Genomic DNA, 16881 nt, shown 5'->3' on the forward strand with positions numbered 1-16881 from the left:
ACACGATTCGGCGCGAATTCCTCGCTTACCATGGGCGCCTGATTCGGCCCGGCACGCCCGCGCGATGCGTACGCGGATGCCGTCGCGGGCGACATGCGCGGCATGCGACGCCGGCCGGATCGTCCCGCCCGGCCGCACGCATCGCCGGCACCGCTTCATCCTCGCAGTGTTCTCATGGCCCAGAAGACCCATTGCCGCCGGCGCATCGTGCTGGCTACCCTTGCCGTCGTCGCGATCGCCACCGGCGTCACGCTGAAAGCCTGCGCGCCCGACAAGCACCCGCAGTACCTGTCCGCGCCCGTCACGCGCGGCGATCTCGAGAACGCGGTGCTCGCGACCGGCGCGCTGCAGGCGTTCAGGCAGGTCGACGTCGGCGCACAGGTGTCGGGGCAGTTGAAGACGCTGAAGGTCAAGCTCGGCGACAAGGTCACGAAGGGTCAGTGGCTCGCCGAGATCGATCCCGTGATCTCGGAAAACGCGCTGCGCCAGGCGCGCGCCAGCGAAGAAAGCCTGCGCGCGCAGCAGCAATCGGCGGCCGCGCAGCTGACGCAAGCCGAACTCGCGTTCCGCCGCCAGCAGGCGATGCTGCCCGACGACGCGACGTCGCGCGAATCGTTCGAAGCCGCGAAGGCGACGCTCGACGTGCAGCGCGCGACCCTCGCGTCGCTCGCCGCGCAGATCCGTTCGGCCCGCATCCAGATCGAGACCGCGCAGGCCAACCTCGGCTACACGCGCATCGTCGCGCCGATCGACGGCCAGGTCGTCGCGATCGTCACGCAGGAAGGCCAGACCGTGATCGCGCAGCAGCAGGCGCCGGTGATTCTGAAACTCGCGAATCTCGACACGATGACCGTGAAGGCGCAGGTGTCGGAAGCCGACGTGATCCGCGTGAGCGCCGGCCAGACCGCGTATTTCACGAGCCTCGGAGAACCGGACAAGCGTCATTACGGCAAGCTGCGCGCGATCGAACCGGCGCCGCAGAACTACGCCGACGTACAAAGCCCGCTCGGCGGAGGCGGCGCGAAACCGAATGCCGCGGTGTTCTACAACGCGCTGTTCGACGTGCCGAATCCCGAGCACCGGCTGCGCATCGCGATGACCGCGCAGGTCAGCATCGTGCTCGGCAACGCGCGCAACGCGCTGAGCATCCCGGCCGCCGCACTCGGCGAGAAACGCAAGGACGGCACCTATGCGGTGCGCGTGCTGCGCGCCGACGGCAGCACGGACACGCGCAACATCCGCATCGGCATCAACAACAACGTGCGCGTCGAAGTGCTGGCCGGCCTGAAGGACGGCGAGCGCGTGGTGCTCGGCGAGGCCTCGGCGGACGACCACGCGCTGCTGTCGGACGCGGTGTGACGATGCGCCAGCCCCTGCTCAAACTCGCCGCCGTGACACGACGCTTTCCGGCCGGCGACAAGGACGTCGTCGTCCTGAATAACGTGAACCTGTCGATCGACGCAGGCGAGATCGTCGCGATCGTCGGCGCGTCGGGCTCCGGCAAGTCGACGCTGATGAACATCCTCGGCTGCCTCGATCATCCGAGCGAAGGCACGTACACGGTCGGCGGGCGCGACACGCACATGCTCGACAGCGACGAGCTCGCGCAATTGCGCCGCGAGCACTTCGGCTTCGTGTTCCAGCGCTACCACCTGCTGCCGCACGCCGACGCGGTCGCGAACCTCGAAATGCCCGCGATCTATGCAGGCACCCCACGCGCGGCGCGGCACGCCCGCGCACGCGAACTGCTCGCGCGCCTCGGGCTCGCCGATCGCGCGCATCATCGCCCCGGGCAGTTGTCCGGCGGCCAGCAGCAGCGCGTGAGCATCGCGCGCGCGCTGATGAACGGCGGCCAGGTGATCCTCGCCGACGAGCCGACCGGCGCACTCGACACGAAAAGCGGCCAGGAGGTGCTCCGGATCCTGCACGAGCTGAACGCGCTCGGCCACACGATCGTGATCGTCACGCACGACAAGACCGTCGCGCGCCATGCGCGGCGCATCATCGAGATCAGCGACGGCGAGATCGTCGCCGACCGGCCGAACCGGCACTACGCGGAAGCGCTCGCCGAAGCCGGCATCGATACGGCCGAAGCCGCCGCAACCGCCGCAACCGCCACGGCTGCCGGCTCGTCGGCAGTCGATCGTCACGATACGGCCACGCCCGCCGACGCCGACGCCAACGCCGATACCGATCCCGCCCCGCGCGCCCCGCGCTTCGCGGCCGGCACCGGCCGCTTCGCCGAGGCATGCCGGATGGCTTGGATCGCGCTCGTGTCGCACCGGCTGCGCACGCTGCTGACGATGCTCGGCATCATCATCGGCATCACGTCGGTCGTGTCGATCGTCGCGATCGGCGAAGGCGCGAAGCGCTACATGCTCGACGAGATCGGCAGCATCGGCACCAACACGATCAACATCTATCCGGGCACCGACTGGGGCGACAGCCGCGCGGACACGATCCAGACGCTCGTGCCGGCCGACGTCGCCGCGCTCGCCGAGCAGCCGTACGTCGACAGCGCGACGCCCGAAACGTCGCGCACGCTGCTGCTGCGCTACCGCAACGTCGACGTCAACGCGCTCGTGAGCGGCGTCGGCGAGCGCTACTTTCAGGCGCGCGGGATGCGTTTCGCGCTCGGCGCCGCGTTCGACGACGACGCGGTGCGCCGCCAGGCGCAGGTCGCCGTGATCGACCAGAACACGCGCCGCAAGCTGTTCGGCGCGACGCGTAACCCGGTCGGCGACGTGATCCTGGTCGACAACGTGCCGTGCGTCGTGATCGGCGTGACGGCCGACAAGAAGAGCGCGTTCGGCAGCGTGAAGAGCCTGAACGTGTGGGTGCCGTACACGACCGCGAGCGGGCACCTGTTCGGCCAGCGTTATCTCGACAGCATCACCGTGCGCGTGCGCGACGGGCAGCCGAGCGCCGCCGCCGAGAAAAGCCTCGAGAAGCTGATGATCCAGCGCCACGGCCGCAAGGACTTCTTCACGTACAACATGGACAGCGTGGTCAAGACCGTCGAGAAGACCGGCCAGTCGCTGACGCTGCTGCTGTCGCTGATCGCCGTGATCTCGCTCGTCGTCGGCGGGATCGGCGTGATGAACATCATGCTGGTGTCGGTCACCGAGCGCACGCGCGAGATCGGCATCCGGATGGCGGTCGGCGCGCGGCAATCCGACATCCTGCAGCAGTTCCTCGTCGAGGCCGTGCTCGTCTGCCTGCTCGGCGGCACGATCGGCATTGCACTGTCGTTCGGGCTCGGCGCGCTGTTCTCGATGTTCGTCGTGCAGTGGAAGATGGTGTTCTCCGTCGGCGCGATCGTGACGGCGTTCGTGTGCTCGACGCTCACCGGTGTGATATTCGGGTTCATGCCCGCACGCAACGCGTCGCGGCTCGATCCGATCGATGCGCTCGCGCGCGATTGACGAAAGACCTGCCATGACGCATTCCTCACCGCTTCGCCGCCTCGGCGCATTCGCGTGCGCGGCCACGCTGCTCGCCGGGTGCGCGGGTGCGCGTCACGATCCGCTGCCGGCCGTCGCGATGCCCGCGCACTGGGCCGCGCCGGTCGCGGCGAACGCGCCGGCCACCACGCGCGACTGGTGGCGCAGCTTCAACGATCCGCAACTCGACGCGCTGATCGACGACGCGCTGCGCGCCAACAACGACCTCGCGATCGCGGCGATCCGCGTCTATCGCGCGCAACTGCAGGCCGGTCTCGCCGATACGAACCTGACGCCCAACGTGACGGCCGGCGCGAACGGCACCGTGTCGCGCACGCTCGATACGCACCGGACGAGCCGGTCGAGCGGCATCAACGGTTCGCTCAGCTATGAAATCGATCTGTGGGGCCGGCTGGCCGCGCTGCGCGACTCGGCGCGCTGGGAAGCCGATGCGACGGCCGCCGATCTCGAAGCCGCCCGGCTGTCGCTGATCGGCACGACCGCGTCGCTGTACTGGCAGCTCGGCTATCTGAACCGGCAGATCGCGCTCGGCGACGCGAACATCGCGTATGCGGTGCGCACGCTCGCGCTCGTCCGGTCGCGACACGCCGCCGGCGCCGTGTCGGGGCTCGATCTCGCGCAGGCCGAACAGAGCCTCGCCGCGCAACGCGCCGCGCAGACGCAGCTGATCCAGCAACGCACCGAGAACCGCCACGCGCTCGCGATCCTGTTCGACCGGCCGCCGCAGCAGCTTGCGGCCGAACCGTCGGCGCTGCCCGACGCAGCGCCGCCCGAGGTCGCGGCCGGCCTGCCCGCGAGCCTGCTGGGCCGCCGCCCCGACCTGCGCGCCGCGGAATTCCGGTTGCGCGAGTCGCTTGCGCAGGTCGACGCGACGCGCACGAGCTTCTACCCGACCTTCACGCTGACCGGCAGCGCCGGCACGACGAGCACGAGCCTCGAGCGCGTGCTGACGAACCCGGTCGGCACGCTCGGGCTCGGCCTCGCGCTGCCGTTCATCCAGTGGAACACGATGCAGTTGCAGATCAAGGTGTCGAAGTCGCAGTACCAGGAGGCGGTGGTCGGATTCCGCCAGCGGCTCTACACGGCGCTCGCGGAAGTCGAGAATGCGCTGTCGGCACGCGTGCAGCTCGAACGCGAAGCCGAACAGCGCGCGCTGTCGCTCGAACAGGCGCAGCGCGCGGAACGGCTGGCCGCCGCGCGTTTCGCGGCGGGCGCGACCGCCGTGCAGCCGTGGCTCGACCAGCAGCAGGTGCTGAGGAGCGCGCAAGGCGCCGACGAACTGACGCGCCTGAACCGGCTCAACAACCAGATGACGCTGTACCGCGCGCTCGGCGGCGGGACGTCCTGAGCGGCGGCGCGGCGCCGCGCGCGGGCCGCGTCATTCGCATACCGCTGCCCGGCGCCGCGCGGGCGCGAACGCCACCGCGCTCGCGGTCGCGAGCACGGCAACACCGGCCGCGCCGTAGACCATCACCCAGCCGAAACCGTGCACGAGCGCCGCATGCAGCGCCGCGCCGCTCGGGTCGGCCTGCGCGAGCGCGGGTGCGATCGCGTGCAGCCCGTCGGTGCGGCCCGACGCGATTTCCTGCGCGAGCCTGCGCAGCGCGGCATCGCCGATCGCGCCGGCCGCCCCGCCCTTCAGGCTCGCGACGATCCCCGCGACCAGCACGAAGCCCATCGCCGCGATGTTCAGCGCAAGCGAGATCATCCGCGCGCTCATGTCGATCCCCGATGCCATCCCGGCCCGCGAACTCGGCACCGCGCCCGTCGTCGTGTTCGTGACGGGCGTGTTCGTCAAGCCGAGCCCGATGCCGGCGATCACGCAGCCGGGCAGCATCGTCAGCCAGCTCGCATGCCCGGCCGCGCTGCCGAGCCGCATCAGCGCGAAGCCGGCCGCGATCGTGAACAGGCCGCCCGGAATCACGACGCCCGGCCCGTAGCGCAGCGCGAGCCGTTCGCCGAACGGCGGCGCGACCAGCGTCGGCAGCGTGTACGCGAGCAACGCGAGGCCGGCCGTCACGCTGTCGTAGCCGAGCGCGACCTGGAACCAGATCGGCAGGTAGATCATGAACGGCCAGAAGCTGAAGTTCATCCCCATCGAGCCGAAGATCGCGCCGGTGAACGCGCGGATCCGGAACACCGAGAAGTCGAACATCGGCCGTGCGCTGGCGCGCTCCGCGACGACGAAACCGATCAGCGCGAGCACCGTGGCCCCGAGCACGCCGAGCCCGGCCGCGCTCGCAAGCCCGAGTGCCGCGCTCTGCGTGATGTAGAACGCGAGACCGAGCACCGCGAGCGACAGCGTGACGATGCCCGCGACGTCGAGCATGCCTGCATGCGGATCGCGCGACTCCCGCACCGCGCCGCCGATCAGCACGAGCGCGACGGCCGCGAGCGGCGCATGGACGAGGAACACCCACGGCCAGCTCGCCAGCGCGACGATCGCGCCGCCGACGATCGGCCCGAACCCGAGGCCGATCCCGAACACGATCCCCCAGATCCCGAATGCGCGGCCGCGCTCGCGGCCCTCGCGGAACTGGTGCGACAGCACGGCGATCTGGCAGATCAGCATCGCGCCGCCGCTCGCGCCCTGCAGCAGCCGGCCCGCGACGAGCACCGGCACGTTCGGCGCGAGTCCGCACAGCAGCGACGTCGCGCCGAACAGCACGGTGCCGATCACGTACACGCGCTTGCGGCCGAACCGGTCGGCGAGCGTGCCGGCCGCCATCAGCACCGTCGTGCACGCGATCGTGTATGCGTTCATGATCCACTGCATGCCGTTGAAGTCGCCATGCAGCACGTGTTCGAGCGTCGGCAGGATCACCGGTACGCTCGAAATCTCGAGGCCGAACATCAGCGACGTGAGACAGACGGCCGCGAGTGCGACCGCGTTCCTGCGGGAGTCGGATCGTGTCATGCGTATTGCGCGGCGGCCCGGCGACAGGCCGCGCGCCTCCAGGTGAGTAGGATTCGCCGCGTGCGGCCGGCAACGCACGCTGGGCGGGAATCGGTACTATAGTGAGAATTTCCCTCCCCATTGACGCATGCATTTCCACGAACTGGGGAATTTCAGGAATCAATCACGGCAACTTGCGATGACCGACAGACTCGACGGCGTGACGACCTTCGTGCAGGTAGTGGAATCGGGCAGCTTCGCGCTCGCGGCGGAACGGCTCGACATGACGCGTTCGGCGGTCGGCAAGGCGATCGCGCGGCTCGAGAAGCGACTCGGCGCGCGGCTGCTGCAGCGCACGACGCGCAGCCAGAGCCTGACCGACGACGGCCAGGCGTACTACGACCGCTGCGTGCGCGCGCTGGCGGAACTGGAAGCGGCGGAGGCCGATCTCGATTGCGGCCGCAACGAGGCGCGCGGCAAGTTGCGGCTGAGCGTGCCGCTCGCGTTCGGGCACCACTGCGTGACGCCGATCGTGCTCGATCTCGCACGCCATTACCCGCATCTGCGGATCGACGTGTCGATCACCGACCGGTTCGTCGATCTCGTCGAGGAAGGCATCGACCTCGCGGTCCGGATCGGCACGCTCGCGGACAGCACGAGCCTCGCGGTGCGGCGGCTCGGCACGCAATACGGCAGCCTCGGCGCCGCGCCGTCGTATCTCGCGCGCCACGGGATGCCGAAGACGCTCGACGACCTGAAGCATCACCGGACGATCGCGTATTCACGCTCGGGCGTGGTTCAACCGTGGGACTTGCGCGCGCCGGACGGCTCGACGGTGCGGATCGACATGCCGCATCAACTGAGTTTCGACGATGTGCAGGCGATCGCCGCGGCCGGCGCATCGGGGTTCGGCATCGCGTGGGTGCCGAGCTGGCTGCTCGACCATTACGTGAAGCGCGGCGAGATGGTGGTCGTGCTCGATCGCTGCTTCGTCTGCGAAGGCGACATTCACGCGATCTGGCCGAAGACGCGCTACCTGCCGCGCAAGACGCGCTGCGTGATCGACGCGCTCGCGCAGGCGATTCCGCCGATGATCGAGCGCCCCGACGAACTGCGATGAGACCGGGGGGAACCGGCGCGCCGCCGCGCGGCGCGCCGGGGCATCACGCCGCGCCGAGATCCGCGAGCGGATGCGCGAACAGCTTCCACGGCGATGTCAGGAAATGCCGCACGCGTTCGGCGCGCACCTCGACCAGCGACGCGGGCGCCCAGCGCGGCTTGCGATCCTTGTCGACCAGATGCGCGCGCACGCCTTCGCAGAAATCGCCCTCCTCGATCGCGCGCGCCACGATACCGAGCTCCATCCGGAACGATTCGGCGAGCGTCATCTGCCGCCCGCGCAGCAGCGCCTCGCGTGTCACCGAAAGCATCGTCGGCGAATGGCTCGCGAGCGCGTCGAGCGTCGCCTGCAGCCATTGACGGTGCTCGCGCGACAGTTCCTCGCGCGCCAGCTCCTGCGTGAGCGTCGCGACGATCCGCTCGACGGTCGAGCGCTTGTCGAAGTGACGGACGATCCACGGCATCTGGCTGTCGAGCGCCGCATGCGGCACCACGTTGCACGGCGGCTCGAACACCTTGCGCAGCAGCGGCAGCGCGTCGCCGTCCCACCTGACGCTTTCGATGCGCGTCTCGAACGTGTCGAGCCATGCGGACGGCACGCACAAGTCCGCGAGCTTCGCGCTCAGCGCGTCGGCACCCGACAGCATCGCGCCGGTCAGCCCGACGTACAGCTCGAGTTCGACCGGCATGCGCGCCAGGAAATGCGTCGCGCCGACGTCGGGCACGAGGCCGATGCGCGTTTCCGGCATCGCGATCTTGCTGCGCTCGGTCGCGACACGCAGCGCCACACCTTGCGCGAGCCCCATGCCGCCGCCCATCGTCACGCCGTCCATCAGCGCGACGACCGGCTTCGGGAACGTGTGGATCGCATGGTCGAGCCGGTATTCGTCGACGAAGAACGGCAGCCAGGTCTCGCGCTGCGCGACCATCCGGTACAGCGCACGCACGTCGCCGCCCGCGCAAAAGCCCTTCTCGCCCGCGCCGCGCAGCACGACCGCGACGATCTGGTCGTCGTGGCGGCAGCGCTCGAACAACGCGGCCAGCTCGCCGATCATCGCGTACGACAGCGCGTTGAGCGCGGCCGGACGGTTCAGCGTGATCAGCGCCACGCGGTTCACCACGCGGAACAGCACCTCGGGCGCGTGCTCCGCGAACGCGTCGTGATTCGTCACCGGCGTGCTCATCGTTGCGGCTCTCCGTCGGTGCGCCATTGCGGCGCGCGCTTGCCGAGGAACGCAGCGACGCCTTCGCGCGGATCGGCCGTGTCGAACAGGTCGACGAAGCGTTCGCGCTCGACCGCGAGCGCCGCGCCGCGCGGCACGCCGCGGCGCGCGAGGCCGATCAGCTCCTTGCTGTACGCGACCGCGTGCGGGCTCTGCCGCGCGACGTTGCGCGCGAGCGCCAGCGCCGCGTCGCGTGCGGCGCCGCTGTCGACCACGTCCTCGACGAGGCCGATCCGCAGCGCCGTCGCCGCGTCGACGCGCGCGCCGGTCAGGATGATCTTCTTCGCCCAGCCTTCGCCGACGAGCCAGGGCAGCGTCTGCGTGCCGAGCCCGCACGGCAGCAGGCCGACCGACGGTTCGGGCAACGCCATCTGCGCATGCGTCTCGGCGATCCGCAGGTCGCACGCGAGCGCGCATTCGAGCCCGCCGCCCATTGCGTAGCCGTTGATCGCCGCGATCGTCACGACGCGCGCGTCGTGCAGCGCCTCGAACGCCGCGCCGAAGCGCGCCGCCATCGCGCGCGCGACCGCGCGGTCGCCGTCGGCGAACGTGTTGAGGTCGGCGCCCGCGCTGAAGAACTTCGGCCCGTCGCCGGTGATCACCAGCGCGCGCACGCGCGGGTTCGCATTCAGTTCGGCGACGGTTGCCTGCAGTTGCTGCAGCCCGTCGGCGGTAAAGGCGTTCGCGGGCGGACGCTTGAGCGTCGCGCACGCGATCGCGCCGTCGTCGACGTAGTCCAGTTCGATCATCACGCGTCCTTCTTCGTTGCCGGTTGGTACAGGCGGATCACCGCCGAAAAATCGAGCTGGCCGTCGCCGCGGCTGCTCATCGTCTGGTACAGCTGCTGCGCGAGCGCGCCGAGATAGACGGGCTGGCGCGCCTGCTTCGCCGCGTCGTTCGCGAGGCCGAGATCCTTCAGCATCAGGTCGGTGCCGAAGCCGCCCGTGTAGCCGCGCGACGACGGCGCGGTCTCGATCACGCCCGGGTACGGGTTGTAGGTATCCGAGCTCCAGCAGCGGCCCGTCGACGTGTTGACGATGCCGGCCAGCACCTTCGGGTCGATGCCGAGCGCGACGCCGAGCGACATCGCCTCCGACACGGCCGCCATCGAGATGCCGAGCACGAGGTTGTTGCAGACCTTCGCGACCTGCCCCATGCCGGTCGCGCCGCAATGGACGATGTTCTTGCCCATGCCGGCGAGCACGGGCTTCACGCGCTCGAAATCCGCGTCGCTGCCGCCGACCATGAAGGTCAGCGTGCCGGCCGCCGCGCCGCCGGTGCCGCCCGACACCGGCGCATCGACGAACGCGCCGCCGTGCTCGCGCACCAGCGCGCCGAACGCCTGCGCGCTGGCCGGGTCGATCGTGCTCGAATCGATCACGGTCGCGCCCGCGCCGAGGCCGGCCAGCACGCCGTTTTCGCCGGACAGCACCGAGCGCACGTGCGGCGCGGCCGGCAGCATCGTGATCACGAACGTCGCGCCCGACGCCGCGTCGCGCGGCGACGCGGCCACCTGCGCGCCGGCGTCCTGCAACGCGCGCAACGCATCGGCGCTCAGGTCGAACGCATGCACGTCATGGCCGGCTTTCAGCAGGTTCAGCGCCATCGGCGCGCCCATGTGGCCGAGGCCGATAAATCCGATTTTCATGATGGTGTCCTCCGCCGCTCAGTGCAGCCGGATCGTCGTGTTCACCGGGCCGGCCGTCGCGTCGTCGTCGAACCAGCGCGCGGTGACCGTCTTGGTCTGCGTGTAGAACTGCACGACCTGCTTGCCGTACGGCCCGAGATCGCCGAGCTTCGAGCCGCGCGAACCGGTGAAGCTGAAGAACGGCACCGGCACCGGGATCGGGATGTTGATGCCGACCTGGCCGACGTCGATCTCGCTCTGGAACTTGCGCGCGGCCGCGCCGCTCTGCGTGAAGATGCCCACGCCGTTGCCCATCGGATTCGCGTTGACGAGCGCGATCGCGTCGTCGAGCGTGTCGACTTCCATCACGACCAGCACCGGCCCGAAGATTTCATGGGTGTAGACCGTCATGTCGGTCGTCACGCCGGAGAAGATCGTCGGCCCGATGAAGTTGCCTTCCTCGAAGCCCGCGACCTTCACGTCGCGGCCGTCGAGTTCGAGCTTCGCGCCCTCCTTCACGCCCGCCTCGATCAGCGACAGGATGCGCGCCTTCGCGCCGCGCGACACGACCGGGCCGACGTCGGTGCCCGCTTCCGCGCCCGCGTTGACCTTCAGCGTCTTCGCCTTCGCGACGAGATCGGGCAGCCAGTCGCGTGCCTTGCCGACGAGCACCGCGACCGACGTCGCCATGCAGCGCTGGCCGGCCGCGCCGAAACCGGCACCGACGAGCGCGTTGAGCGTCTGCTCGCGATTCGCGTCGGGCAGCACGATCGCATGGTTCTTCGCGCCCATCATCGATTGCACGCGCTTGCCGTGCGCGCTGCCGAGGTTGTACACGTGCGTGCCGACCGCCGTCGAGCCGACGAACGAGATCGCCTTCACGAGCGGATGCGTGCAGATCGCGTCGACGACTTCCTTGCCGCCGTGCACGACGTTCAGCACGCCTTTCGGTACGCCGGCCTCGATCGCGAGCTCGACCAGTTCCATCGTCGACATCGGGTCCTGTTCCGACGGTTTCAGCACGAACGTATTGCCGCAGACGATCGCCATCGGGAACATCCACAGCGGAATCATCGCGGGGAAGTTGAACGGCGTGATGCCCGCGCACACGCCGAGCGGCTGGCGCAGCGTGTAGGTGTCGACGCCGCCCGCGACGTTCTCCGCGAATTCGCCGAGCTGCAGCGTGCCGATCGAGCACGCATGCTCGACGACTTCGAGGCCGCGGAAGATGTCGCCTTCGGCGTCGGGGATCGTCTTGCCCTGCTCGGCCGTCAGCGTCCTCGCGATGCGCTGCTGGTTCGCGCGCACGAGATCCTGGAACTTCAGCATGATGCGCATGCGCGCGGAGATCGGCGTGTTCTTCCACGTCGCATACGCGGCGTGCGCGGCCTGCACGGCCGCATCGACTTCCGCGACGGTCGCGAACGGCACGCGCGCGAGCACCTGCTGCGTCGCCGGGTTGACGATGTCGCGCCACTCGTTCGTGGCGGACTCGACGAAGGCGCCGTCGATCAGCAGCTTGACCGTCGGCACGTCTTGCCCCGTACGGGGCGTCGGATTCGCATTCATCGATCCTCTCTCCTTGCAGAGGGCCGCGAAGCGGCGTTCCGCCGCGCGGCCGGTTCAGTTCGGCGGCGGGCAACGGCCGCGACATGCGGCACGTGAGGCCCGCAGCCGGTCATTTCAGTTCGGCGGCGAAATCCTCTTCCCAGTATTCGCCGGGCATGCGCGCGGTCGCGTCGTCGCCGCGCTCGATTTCGCGGCGGCGCAGCTCGACGCGGCGGATCTTCCCCGAGATCGTCTTCGGCAGCTCCGCGAACTGCAGACGGCGGATGCGCTTGTACGGCGCGAGCTTCTCGCGCGAGAAGCGGAAGATCTCCAGCGCGAGCGCCGGGCTTTCCTCGTAGCCCTGCCGCAACGTGATGAACGTCTTCGGCACCGACAGCCGTACGGGGTCGGGGCTCGGCACGACGGCCGCCTCGGCGATCGCCGGATGCTCGATCAGCACGCTCTCGAGCTCGAACGGGCTCAGCCGGTAGTCGGACGACTTGAACACGTCGTCCGCGCGGCCGATGTAGACGTAGTAACCGTCGTCGCGGCGCATCGCGATGTCCGACGTGCGGTAATGGCCGTCGCGCATCGCGTGGGCCGTCGCGTCCGGGTTGTTCGCATAACCTTTCATCAGCCCGACCGGGCGCGTGACGTCGGCGCCGATCGGCAGCGCGACTTCGCCTTCGGTCACCGGCGCGCCGTCCGGATCGAGCAGCGCGATCCGGTAGCCCGGCAGCGGCCGGCCCATCGAGCCCGCGACGACCGGCTGCCCCGGCGAGTTGCCGATCAGGCAGGTCGTCTCGGTCTGGCCGTAACCGTCGCGGATCGAGATGTTCCATGCCTTCTTCACGCGCTCGATGATCTCGGGATTCAGCGGCTCGCCCGCGCCGACGATCTCGCGCAGCGTCACGTCGAACGACGCGAGCGGCTGCTGCACCAGCATGCGCCAGACGGTCGGCGGCGCGCACAGCGTCGTCACCCGGTATTTGACGAGCGCATCGAGCACGACCTTCGGCTCGAAGCGCGCGTAGTTGAACGCGAACACGCAGGCCTGCGCATTCCACGGCGCGAAGAAGCAGCTCCACGCATGCTTCGCCCAGCCCGGCGAGCTGATGTTCCAGTGGATGTCGCCCGGCTGCAGGCCGACCCAGTACATCGTCGACAGATGGCCGACCGGATAGGTGCGGTGCGTATGCTCGACGAGTTTCGGCTTCGACGTCGTGCCCGACGTGAAGTACAGCAGCATCGGATCGTTCGCGTGCGTGACGGCGTCCGGCTCGAATTCGGCGCTCGCCGCATAACCGTCGTTCATCGCGAGCCAGCCCGCGCGCGGCGCGCCGGCGACGATCTTCCGCGCGAGGCCGAGGTCGGGTTGTTCGAACTTGGCGGTTTCGTTCTCGTCGACGATCGCGAATTTCGCGCCGCCGATCCGCACGCGATCGCGCACGTCGTCGGGCGACAGTTGCGTGGTGGCGGGCAGCACGATCGCGCCGAGCTTCATCGCGGCGAGCATCGCGTCCCACAGTTCGACACGGTTCGGCAGCATCAGCAGGATGCGATCGCCGCGCACGACGCCGATCGAGCGCAGCCAGTTCGCGATCCGCGACGAGCGCTCGGACATCTGCGCGAACGAATACGGATCGCCCGAGCCGGTCGCCGCGTCGACGATCCACAGCGCGGGCTGCGTGTTGCCGCGCGCCATCGGGTCGAAGTAGTCGAGCGCCCAGTTGAATGCATCGAGCACCGGCCACTCGAAATCGCGATACGCGGTTTCGTAGTCGGTGCGATGGCGCAGCAGAAAATCGCGTGCGTCCAGGAATGCCTGTACCGTCATCGTGTCGTCTCCTGTCGATCCGCGTCGACGCTTCAGCGCTTGCGTGGATCCCATGCCTCGCCGTCAACCGGTGCGCGCGCTGCAGCGTGTGCCCGGTTTCCTCTGTTGCGGCGCACGGTCACGTCGTTGCGTGCCGCGTTCACCGCGCTGCCCTCGTGCCCTGCCTGATTGCCTGTCGTATGCCGGCTCGCCGGTTCGCGTGGCGGCCGGCGGCGCGCATCGCCGCTCAAAGCTGCCGCGCGATCACCATCCGCTGCACTTCGCTGGTGCCTTCGTAGATCTGCGTGATGCGTGCGTCGCGATAGTGACGCTCGACTTCGTAATCGACCAGGTAGCCGTAGCCGCCGTGAATCTGGATCGCATCCGAGCACACGCGCTCGGCCATCTCCGACGCGAACAGCTTCGCCTGCGACGCTTCCGACAGGCACGGCAAGCCGGCCGTGCGCAGCTTCGCCGCGTGGTGCACGAGCAGGCGCGCGGCGTTGATCTGCACGGCCATGTCGGCGAGCTTCTGCTGGATCGCCTGATGCTCGGCGATCGGCTTGCCGAACTGCACGCGCTCGCCCGCATAGCGGCGCGCCTTGTCGAACGCGGCGCGCGCGATGCCGAGCGCCTGCGCGGCGATGCCGATGCGCCCGCCCTCGAGGTTCGACAGCGCGATCTTCAGCCCTTCGCCGCGGTTGCCGAGCAGGTTCTCTTCGGGAATCGCGCAATGCTCGAACGTGATCGGGCACGTATCCGATGCGCGGATGCCCAGCTTCTTCTCGGGTTTGCCGACGATGAAGCCCGGCGTGTCGGTCGGCACCAGGAATGCGGAAATGCCGCGCTTGCCGGCTTCCGGATCGGTCATGGCAAAAACGATCGCCACCCCGGCACGCTGGCCGTTGGTCACGAACTGCTTCGCGCCGTTCAGCACCCACTTGCCGTCGCGCAATTCCGCGCGGGTACGCAGGTTGTTCGCCTCGGAGCCGGCGTGCGGCTCGGTCAGGCAGAACGCGCCGATCACGCGGCCGGCCGCCATGTCGGCCAGCCAGCGATCCTTCTGCGCCGGCGTGCCGAAACCGAGGATCGGCCCGCAGCCGACCGAGTTGTGCACGCTCATCATCGTCGCGCACGCGGCGTCGCCGGCGGCGACTTCCTCCATCGCCAGCGCGTAGGCCACGTAGTCCGTATACGAGCCGCCCAGTTCCTGCGGCACGATCATCCCGAGCAGCCCCAGCTCGCCGAGCTGCGCGACGATCGCGTCGGGCAGGTGCGCGTCGTGGTCCCACTGGGCCGCGTTCGGCGCCAGCCTCTCGGTGGCGAACGCGCGCGCGGCATCGCGGATCATCCGCTGGTCTTCGGTGTAAAGCTCGTCCATGGTGCTGCTGTCTCCCGCGGCCGCCGGGCGCGACCGTCCATGCGTTTCGATGCAACAAGTGTAGGCAAGCAGGCGCGACTGTTCGATGCTCGCGTCGCTCATTTACACTGAGCGTTTTTGCCACACCGGCGACACCGATGAAGCAGGAAGACAAGGGAACCGTCGCGATCAGCCTCGTCGCGTACAGCGTCGCGCTCGCCACGCGACGCGGCGTCGCGGCCGAGCCGCTGCTCGCGCAGGCCGGCATCGCGCCCGCGCTGCTCGCGCAGCCGCGCGCACGCGTGACCGCGCAGCAGTACGGCGCGCTGTGGAACGCGATCGCGCGCACGATGGACGACGAGTTTTTCGGGCAGGATCGCCACCCGATGCGCAGCGGCAGCTTCATCGCGATGAGCCAGTCCGCCCTGTCCGCGCGCGACGGGCTGCATGCGATGGCGCGCGCGGTGAATTTCATGCACTGCGTGCTCGACGACCTGCACGCGGAACTCGACGCGAACCCGCAGCGCGTGCGGCTGCGCTTCGTGCACCGCAACAACGGCGCGACGCCCGCGATGTTCACGTACGCGACCTATTTCATCATCGTGTACGGGCTGACCTGCTGGCTGATCGGGCGGCGCATTCCGCTGCTGCATGCGTGCTTCCGCTGCGACACGCCGCCCGCCGACCACGAATACCCGTCGATGTTCTGCGACGACATGCGGTTCAACGAGCCCGATTCGTATGTCGATTTCGATCCCGAATTCGCGACGCTGCCGGTCGTGCAGAACGCGAAGACGCTGAAAACCTTCCTGCGCAACGCGCCGGCCAGCTTCATCGTCAAGTACCGCAACCCGAATGCGCTCGCGCAGCGCGTGCGCGCGGTGCTGCGCGGGATGCCGCCCGCCGCGTGGCCCGGCGCGGGCGGGATGGCCGCACGGCTGCACGTGGCCGAGGCCACGCTGCGCCGCAAACTGCACCAGGAGGGCCAGGCCTACCAGGCGATCAAGGACACGCTGCGGCGCGACCTCGCGTTCGAGGCGCTAGCCGACCCCGCGCGCACGATCGCCGACGTCGCGGCCGCCACCGGTTTCGCGGAGCCCAGCGCGTTCTATCGCGCGTTTCGCAAATGGAGCGGCCGCAGCCCGGCCGACTACCGCGACGAAGTGCTCGCGCGCGGCGGCGGCGCGGTCTGAATCCGGCCGGCGCGGCCATGGCTTCGCGCTTTGCGCCGAAACCGCCTAATCTTTAAGCATCGGGCCCACGCCCATTCCGCGAGCCGGACGGCGCGCGGCCGCGCGCCGCCTGGACGCCCCGATGCGCTTTCACCGTCATGAGCCGCCGCCGGCGCCTGCCGCGCCCGACGGTCGGCCCCGTCACCCGCTGTCCGCGCGGGTCGCGCGCGCCGCGCTGTTCGCGGCGCTGCTCGTCGTATGTGCCGCGGTCGCCGCGCCGTCGCCCGTCGACGCGCCCGCCGCGCGCCCGGTCATCGTGATCCCCGTCAACGGCGCGATCGGCCCGGCCAGCGCCGATTTCATCGTGCGTGCGCTCGAGCGCGCCGCCCGCGAGCACGCGCCGCTCGCGATCCTGCAGCTCGACACGCCCGGCGGCCTCGATACGTCGATGCGGCAGATCATCAAGGCGATCCTCGGCTCGCCGGTGCCGGTCGCCGCGTTCGTCGCGCCGGGCGGCGCACGGGCCGCGAGCGCGGGCACCTACATCGTGTATGCGAGCCACTTCGCGGCGATGGCGCCCGGCACCAATCTCGGCGCGGCGTCGCCCGTGCAGTTCGGCATCGGCGGCGCCGCGCCGCCGGGCGGGAACCCTGCCG

General features: G+C 69.7%; 12 protein-coding genes and 1 pseudogene. 6 read left to right on the forward strand and 7 right to left on the reverse strand.

The genetic code is table 11. The annotated features are described in order from the left end of the window. Positions 1–174: 174 nt before the first annotated feature. The 3 genes from macA to G3N62_RS20505 are packed head-to-tail and all read left to right on the forward strand — an operon-like array spanning position 175 to position 4812. Positions 175–1359 carry a macrolide transporter subunit MacA gene (macA, locus tag G3N62_RS20495; protein WP_049028329.1) on the forward strand — a complete coding sequence of 395 codons (1185 nt, stop codon included), beginning with the start codon at positions 175–177 and terminating at the stop codon, positions 1357–1359. Between the two features lie 2 nt (positions 1360–1361). Then, positions 1362–3425, forward strand: a complete 2064-nt coding sequence (locus G3N62_RS20500) for a MacB family efflux pump subunit (RefSeq protein WP_124669664.1) — start codon at positions 1362–1364, stop codon at positions 3423–3425. A gap of 13 nt (positions 3426–3438) precedes the next feature. Continuing rightward, positions 3439–4812 (forward strand): efflux transporter outer membrane subunit, encoded by a 1374-nt coding sequence (locus G3N62_RS20505; protein WP_049028331.1) that lies wholly within the window; start codon positions 3439–3441, stop codon positions 4810–4812. A gap of 30 nt (positions 4813–4842) precedes the next feature. Here G3N62_RS20505 and G3N62_RS20510 read toward each other — a convergent pair whose 3' ends face one another. Then, positions 4843–6381: an MFS transporter gene (locus tag G3N62_RS20510; protein ID WP_124669663.1), complete on the reverse strand. Its 1539-nt coding sequence runs from the start codon at positions 6379–6381 to the stop codon at positions 4843–4845. 178 nt (positions 6382–6559) lie between these two features. Between G3N62_RS20510 and G3N62_RS20515 the strand changes: the two genes are divergently transcribed. Continuing rightward, on the forward strand, positions 6560–7480 hold the full coding sequence (locus G3N62_RS20515; RefSeq protein ID WP_069706733.1) for a LysR family transcriptional regulator: 921 nt from the start codon (positions 6560–6562) through the stop codon (positions 7478–7480). A gap of 43 nt (positions 7481–7523) precedes the next feature. On the opposite strand, the gene G3N62_RS20520 is transcribed toward G3N62_RS20515, so the two are convergent. From G3N62_RS20520 to G3N62_RS20545, 6 genes are all read right to left on the reverse strand, one after another. Next, positions 7524–8663: an enoyl-CoA hydratase/isomerase family protein gene (locus G3N62_RS20520; RefSeq protein WP_124669662.1), complete on the reverse strand. Its 1140-nt coding sequence runs from the start codon at positions 8661–8663 to the stop codon at positions 7524–7526. Continuing rightward, positions 8660–9451 carry an enoyl-CoA hydratase gene (locus G3N62_RS20525; protein ID WP_034189307.1) on the reverse strand — a complete coding sequence of 264 codons (792 nt, stop codon included), beginning with the start codon at positions 9449–9451 and terminating at the stop codon, positions 8660–8662. Before G3N62_RS20525 ends, G3N62_RS20520 begins: the two co-directional genes overlap by 4 nt. Continuing rightward, positions 9451–10350 (reverse strand): 3-hydroxyisobutyrate dehydrogenase, encoded by a 900-nt coding sequence (gene mmsB, locus G3N62_RS20530; protein ID WP_049031012.1) that lies wholly within the window; start codon positions 10348–10350, stop codon positions 9451–9453. The genes G3N62_RS20525 and mmsB overlap by 1 nt, the downstream gene beginning before the upstream one ends. A gap of 18 nt (positions 10351–10368) precedes the next feature. After that, positions 10369–11898, reverse strand: coding sequence for a CoA-acylating methylmalonate-semialdehyde dehydrogenase (locus G3N62_RS20535; protein ID WP_124607657.1), 1530 nt, complete (start codon positions 11896–11898; stop codon positions 10369–10371). A 109-nt stretch (positions 11899–12007) separates the two neighbouring features. Next, positions 12008–13714 (reverse strand): AMP-binding protein, encoded by a 1707-nt coding sequence (locus tag G3N62_RS20540; protein WP_034189304.1) that lies wholly within the window; start codon positions 13712–13714, stop codon positions 12008–12010. Between the two features lie 226 nt (positions 13715–13940). Then, on the reverse strand, positions 13941–15074 hold the full coding sequence (locus tag G3N62_RS20545) for an acyl-CoA dehydrogenase family protein (RefSeq protein WP_034189303.1): 1134 nt from the start codon (positions 15072–15074) through the stop codon (positions 13941–13943). Positions 15075–15211: 137 nt separating this feature from the next. On the opposite strand from G3N62_RS20545, the gene G3N62_RS20550 reads away from it, so the two are divergent. Beyond that, on the forward strand, positions 15212–16246 hold the full coding sequence (locus G3N62_RS20550) for an AraC family transcriptional regulator (RefSeq protein WP_034189302.1): 1035 nt from the start codon (positions 15212–15214) through the stop codon (positions 16244–16246). Positions 16247–16367: 121 nt separating this feature from the next. After that, positions 16368–16881 (forward strand): annotated as a pseudogene (locus tag G3N62_RS20555) (nodulation protein NfeD); the annotation flags it as partial.

The organism is Burkholderia sp. Tr-20355 (assembly GCF_017104685.1).
GTDB lineage: Bacteria > Pseudomonadota > Gammaproteobacteria > Burkholderiales > Burkholderiaceae > Burkholderia > Burkholderia seminalis.

Coding starts and splice junctions, on each gene's coding strand:
- G3N62_RS20500 (WP_124669664.1), top strand. CDS start 1,362: ATGCGCCAGCCCCTGCTCAAACTCGCCGCCGTGACACGACGCTTTCCG.
- G3N62_RS20535 (WP_124607657.1), bottom strand. CDS start 11,898: ATGAATGCGAATCCGACGCCCCGTACGGGGCAAGACGTGCCGACGGTC.
- G3N62_RS20545 (WP_034189303.1), bottom strand. CDS start 15,074: ATGGACGAGCTTTACACCGAAGACCAGCGGATGATCCGCGATGCCGCG.
- G3N62_RS20505 (WP_049028331.1), top strand. CDS start 3,439: ATGACGCATTCCTCACCGCTTCGCCGCCTCGGCGCATTCGCGTGCGCG.
- G3N62_RS20520 (WP_124669662.1), bottom strand. CDS start 8,663: ATGAGCACGCCGGTGACGAATCACGACGCGTTCGCGGAGCACGCGCCC.
- G3N62_RS20525 (WP_034189307.1), bottom strand. CDS start 9,451: ATGATCGAACTGGACTACGTCGACGACGGCGCGATCGCGTGCGCGACG.
- G3N62_RS20550 (WP_034189302.1), top strand. CDS start 15,212: ATGAAGCAGGAAGACAAGGGAACCGTCGCGATCAGCCTCGTCGCGTAC.
- macA (WP_049028329.1), top strand. CDS start 175: ATGGCCCAGAAGACCCATTGCCGCCGGCGCATCGTGCTGGCTACCCTT.
- G3N62_RS20540 (WP_034189304.1), bottom strand. CDS start 13,714: ATGACGGTACAGGCATTCCTGGACGCACGCGATTTTCTGCTGCGCCAT.
- G3N62_RS20510 (WP_124669663.1), bottom strand. CDS start 6,381: ATGACACGATCCGACTCCCGCAGGAACGCGGTCGCACTCGCGGCCGTC.
- G3N62_RS20515 (WP_069706733.1), top strand. CDS start 6,560: ATGACCGACAGACTCGACGGCGTGACGACCTTCGTGCAGGTAGTGGAA.
- mmsB (WP_049031012.1), bottom strand. CDS start 10,350: ATGAAAATCGGATTTATCGGCCTCGGCCACATGGGCGCGCCGATGGCG.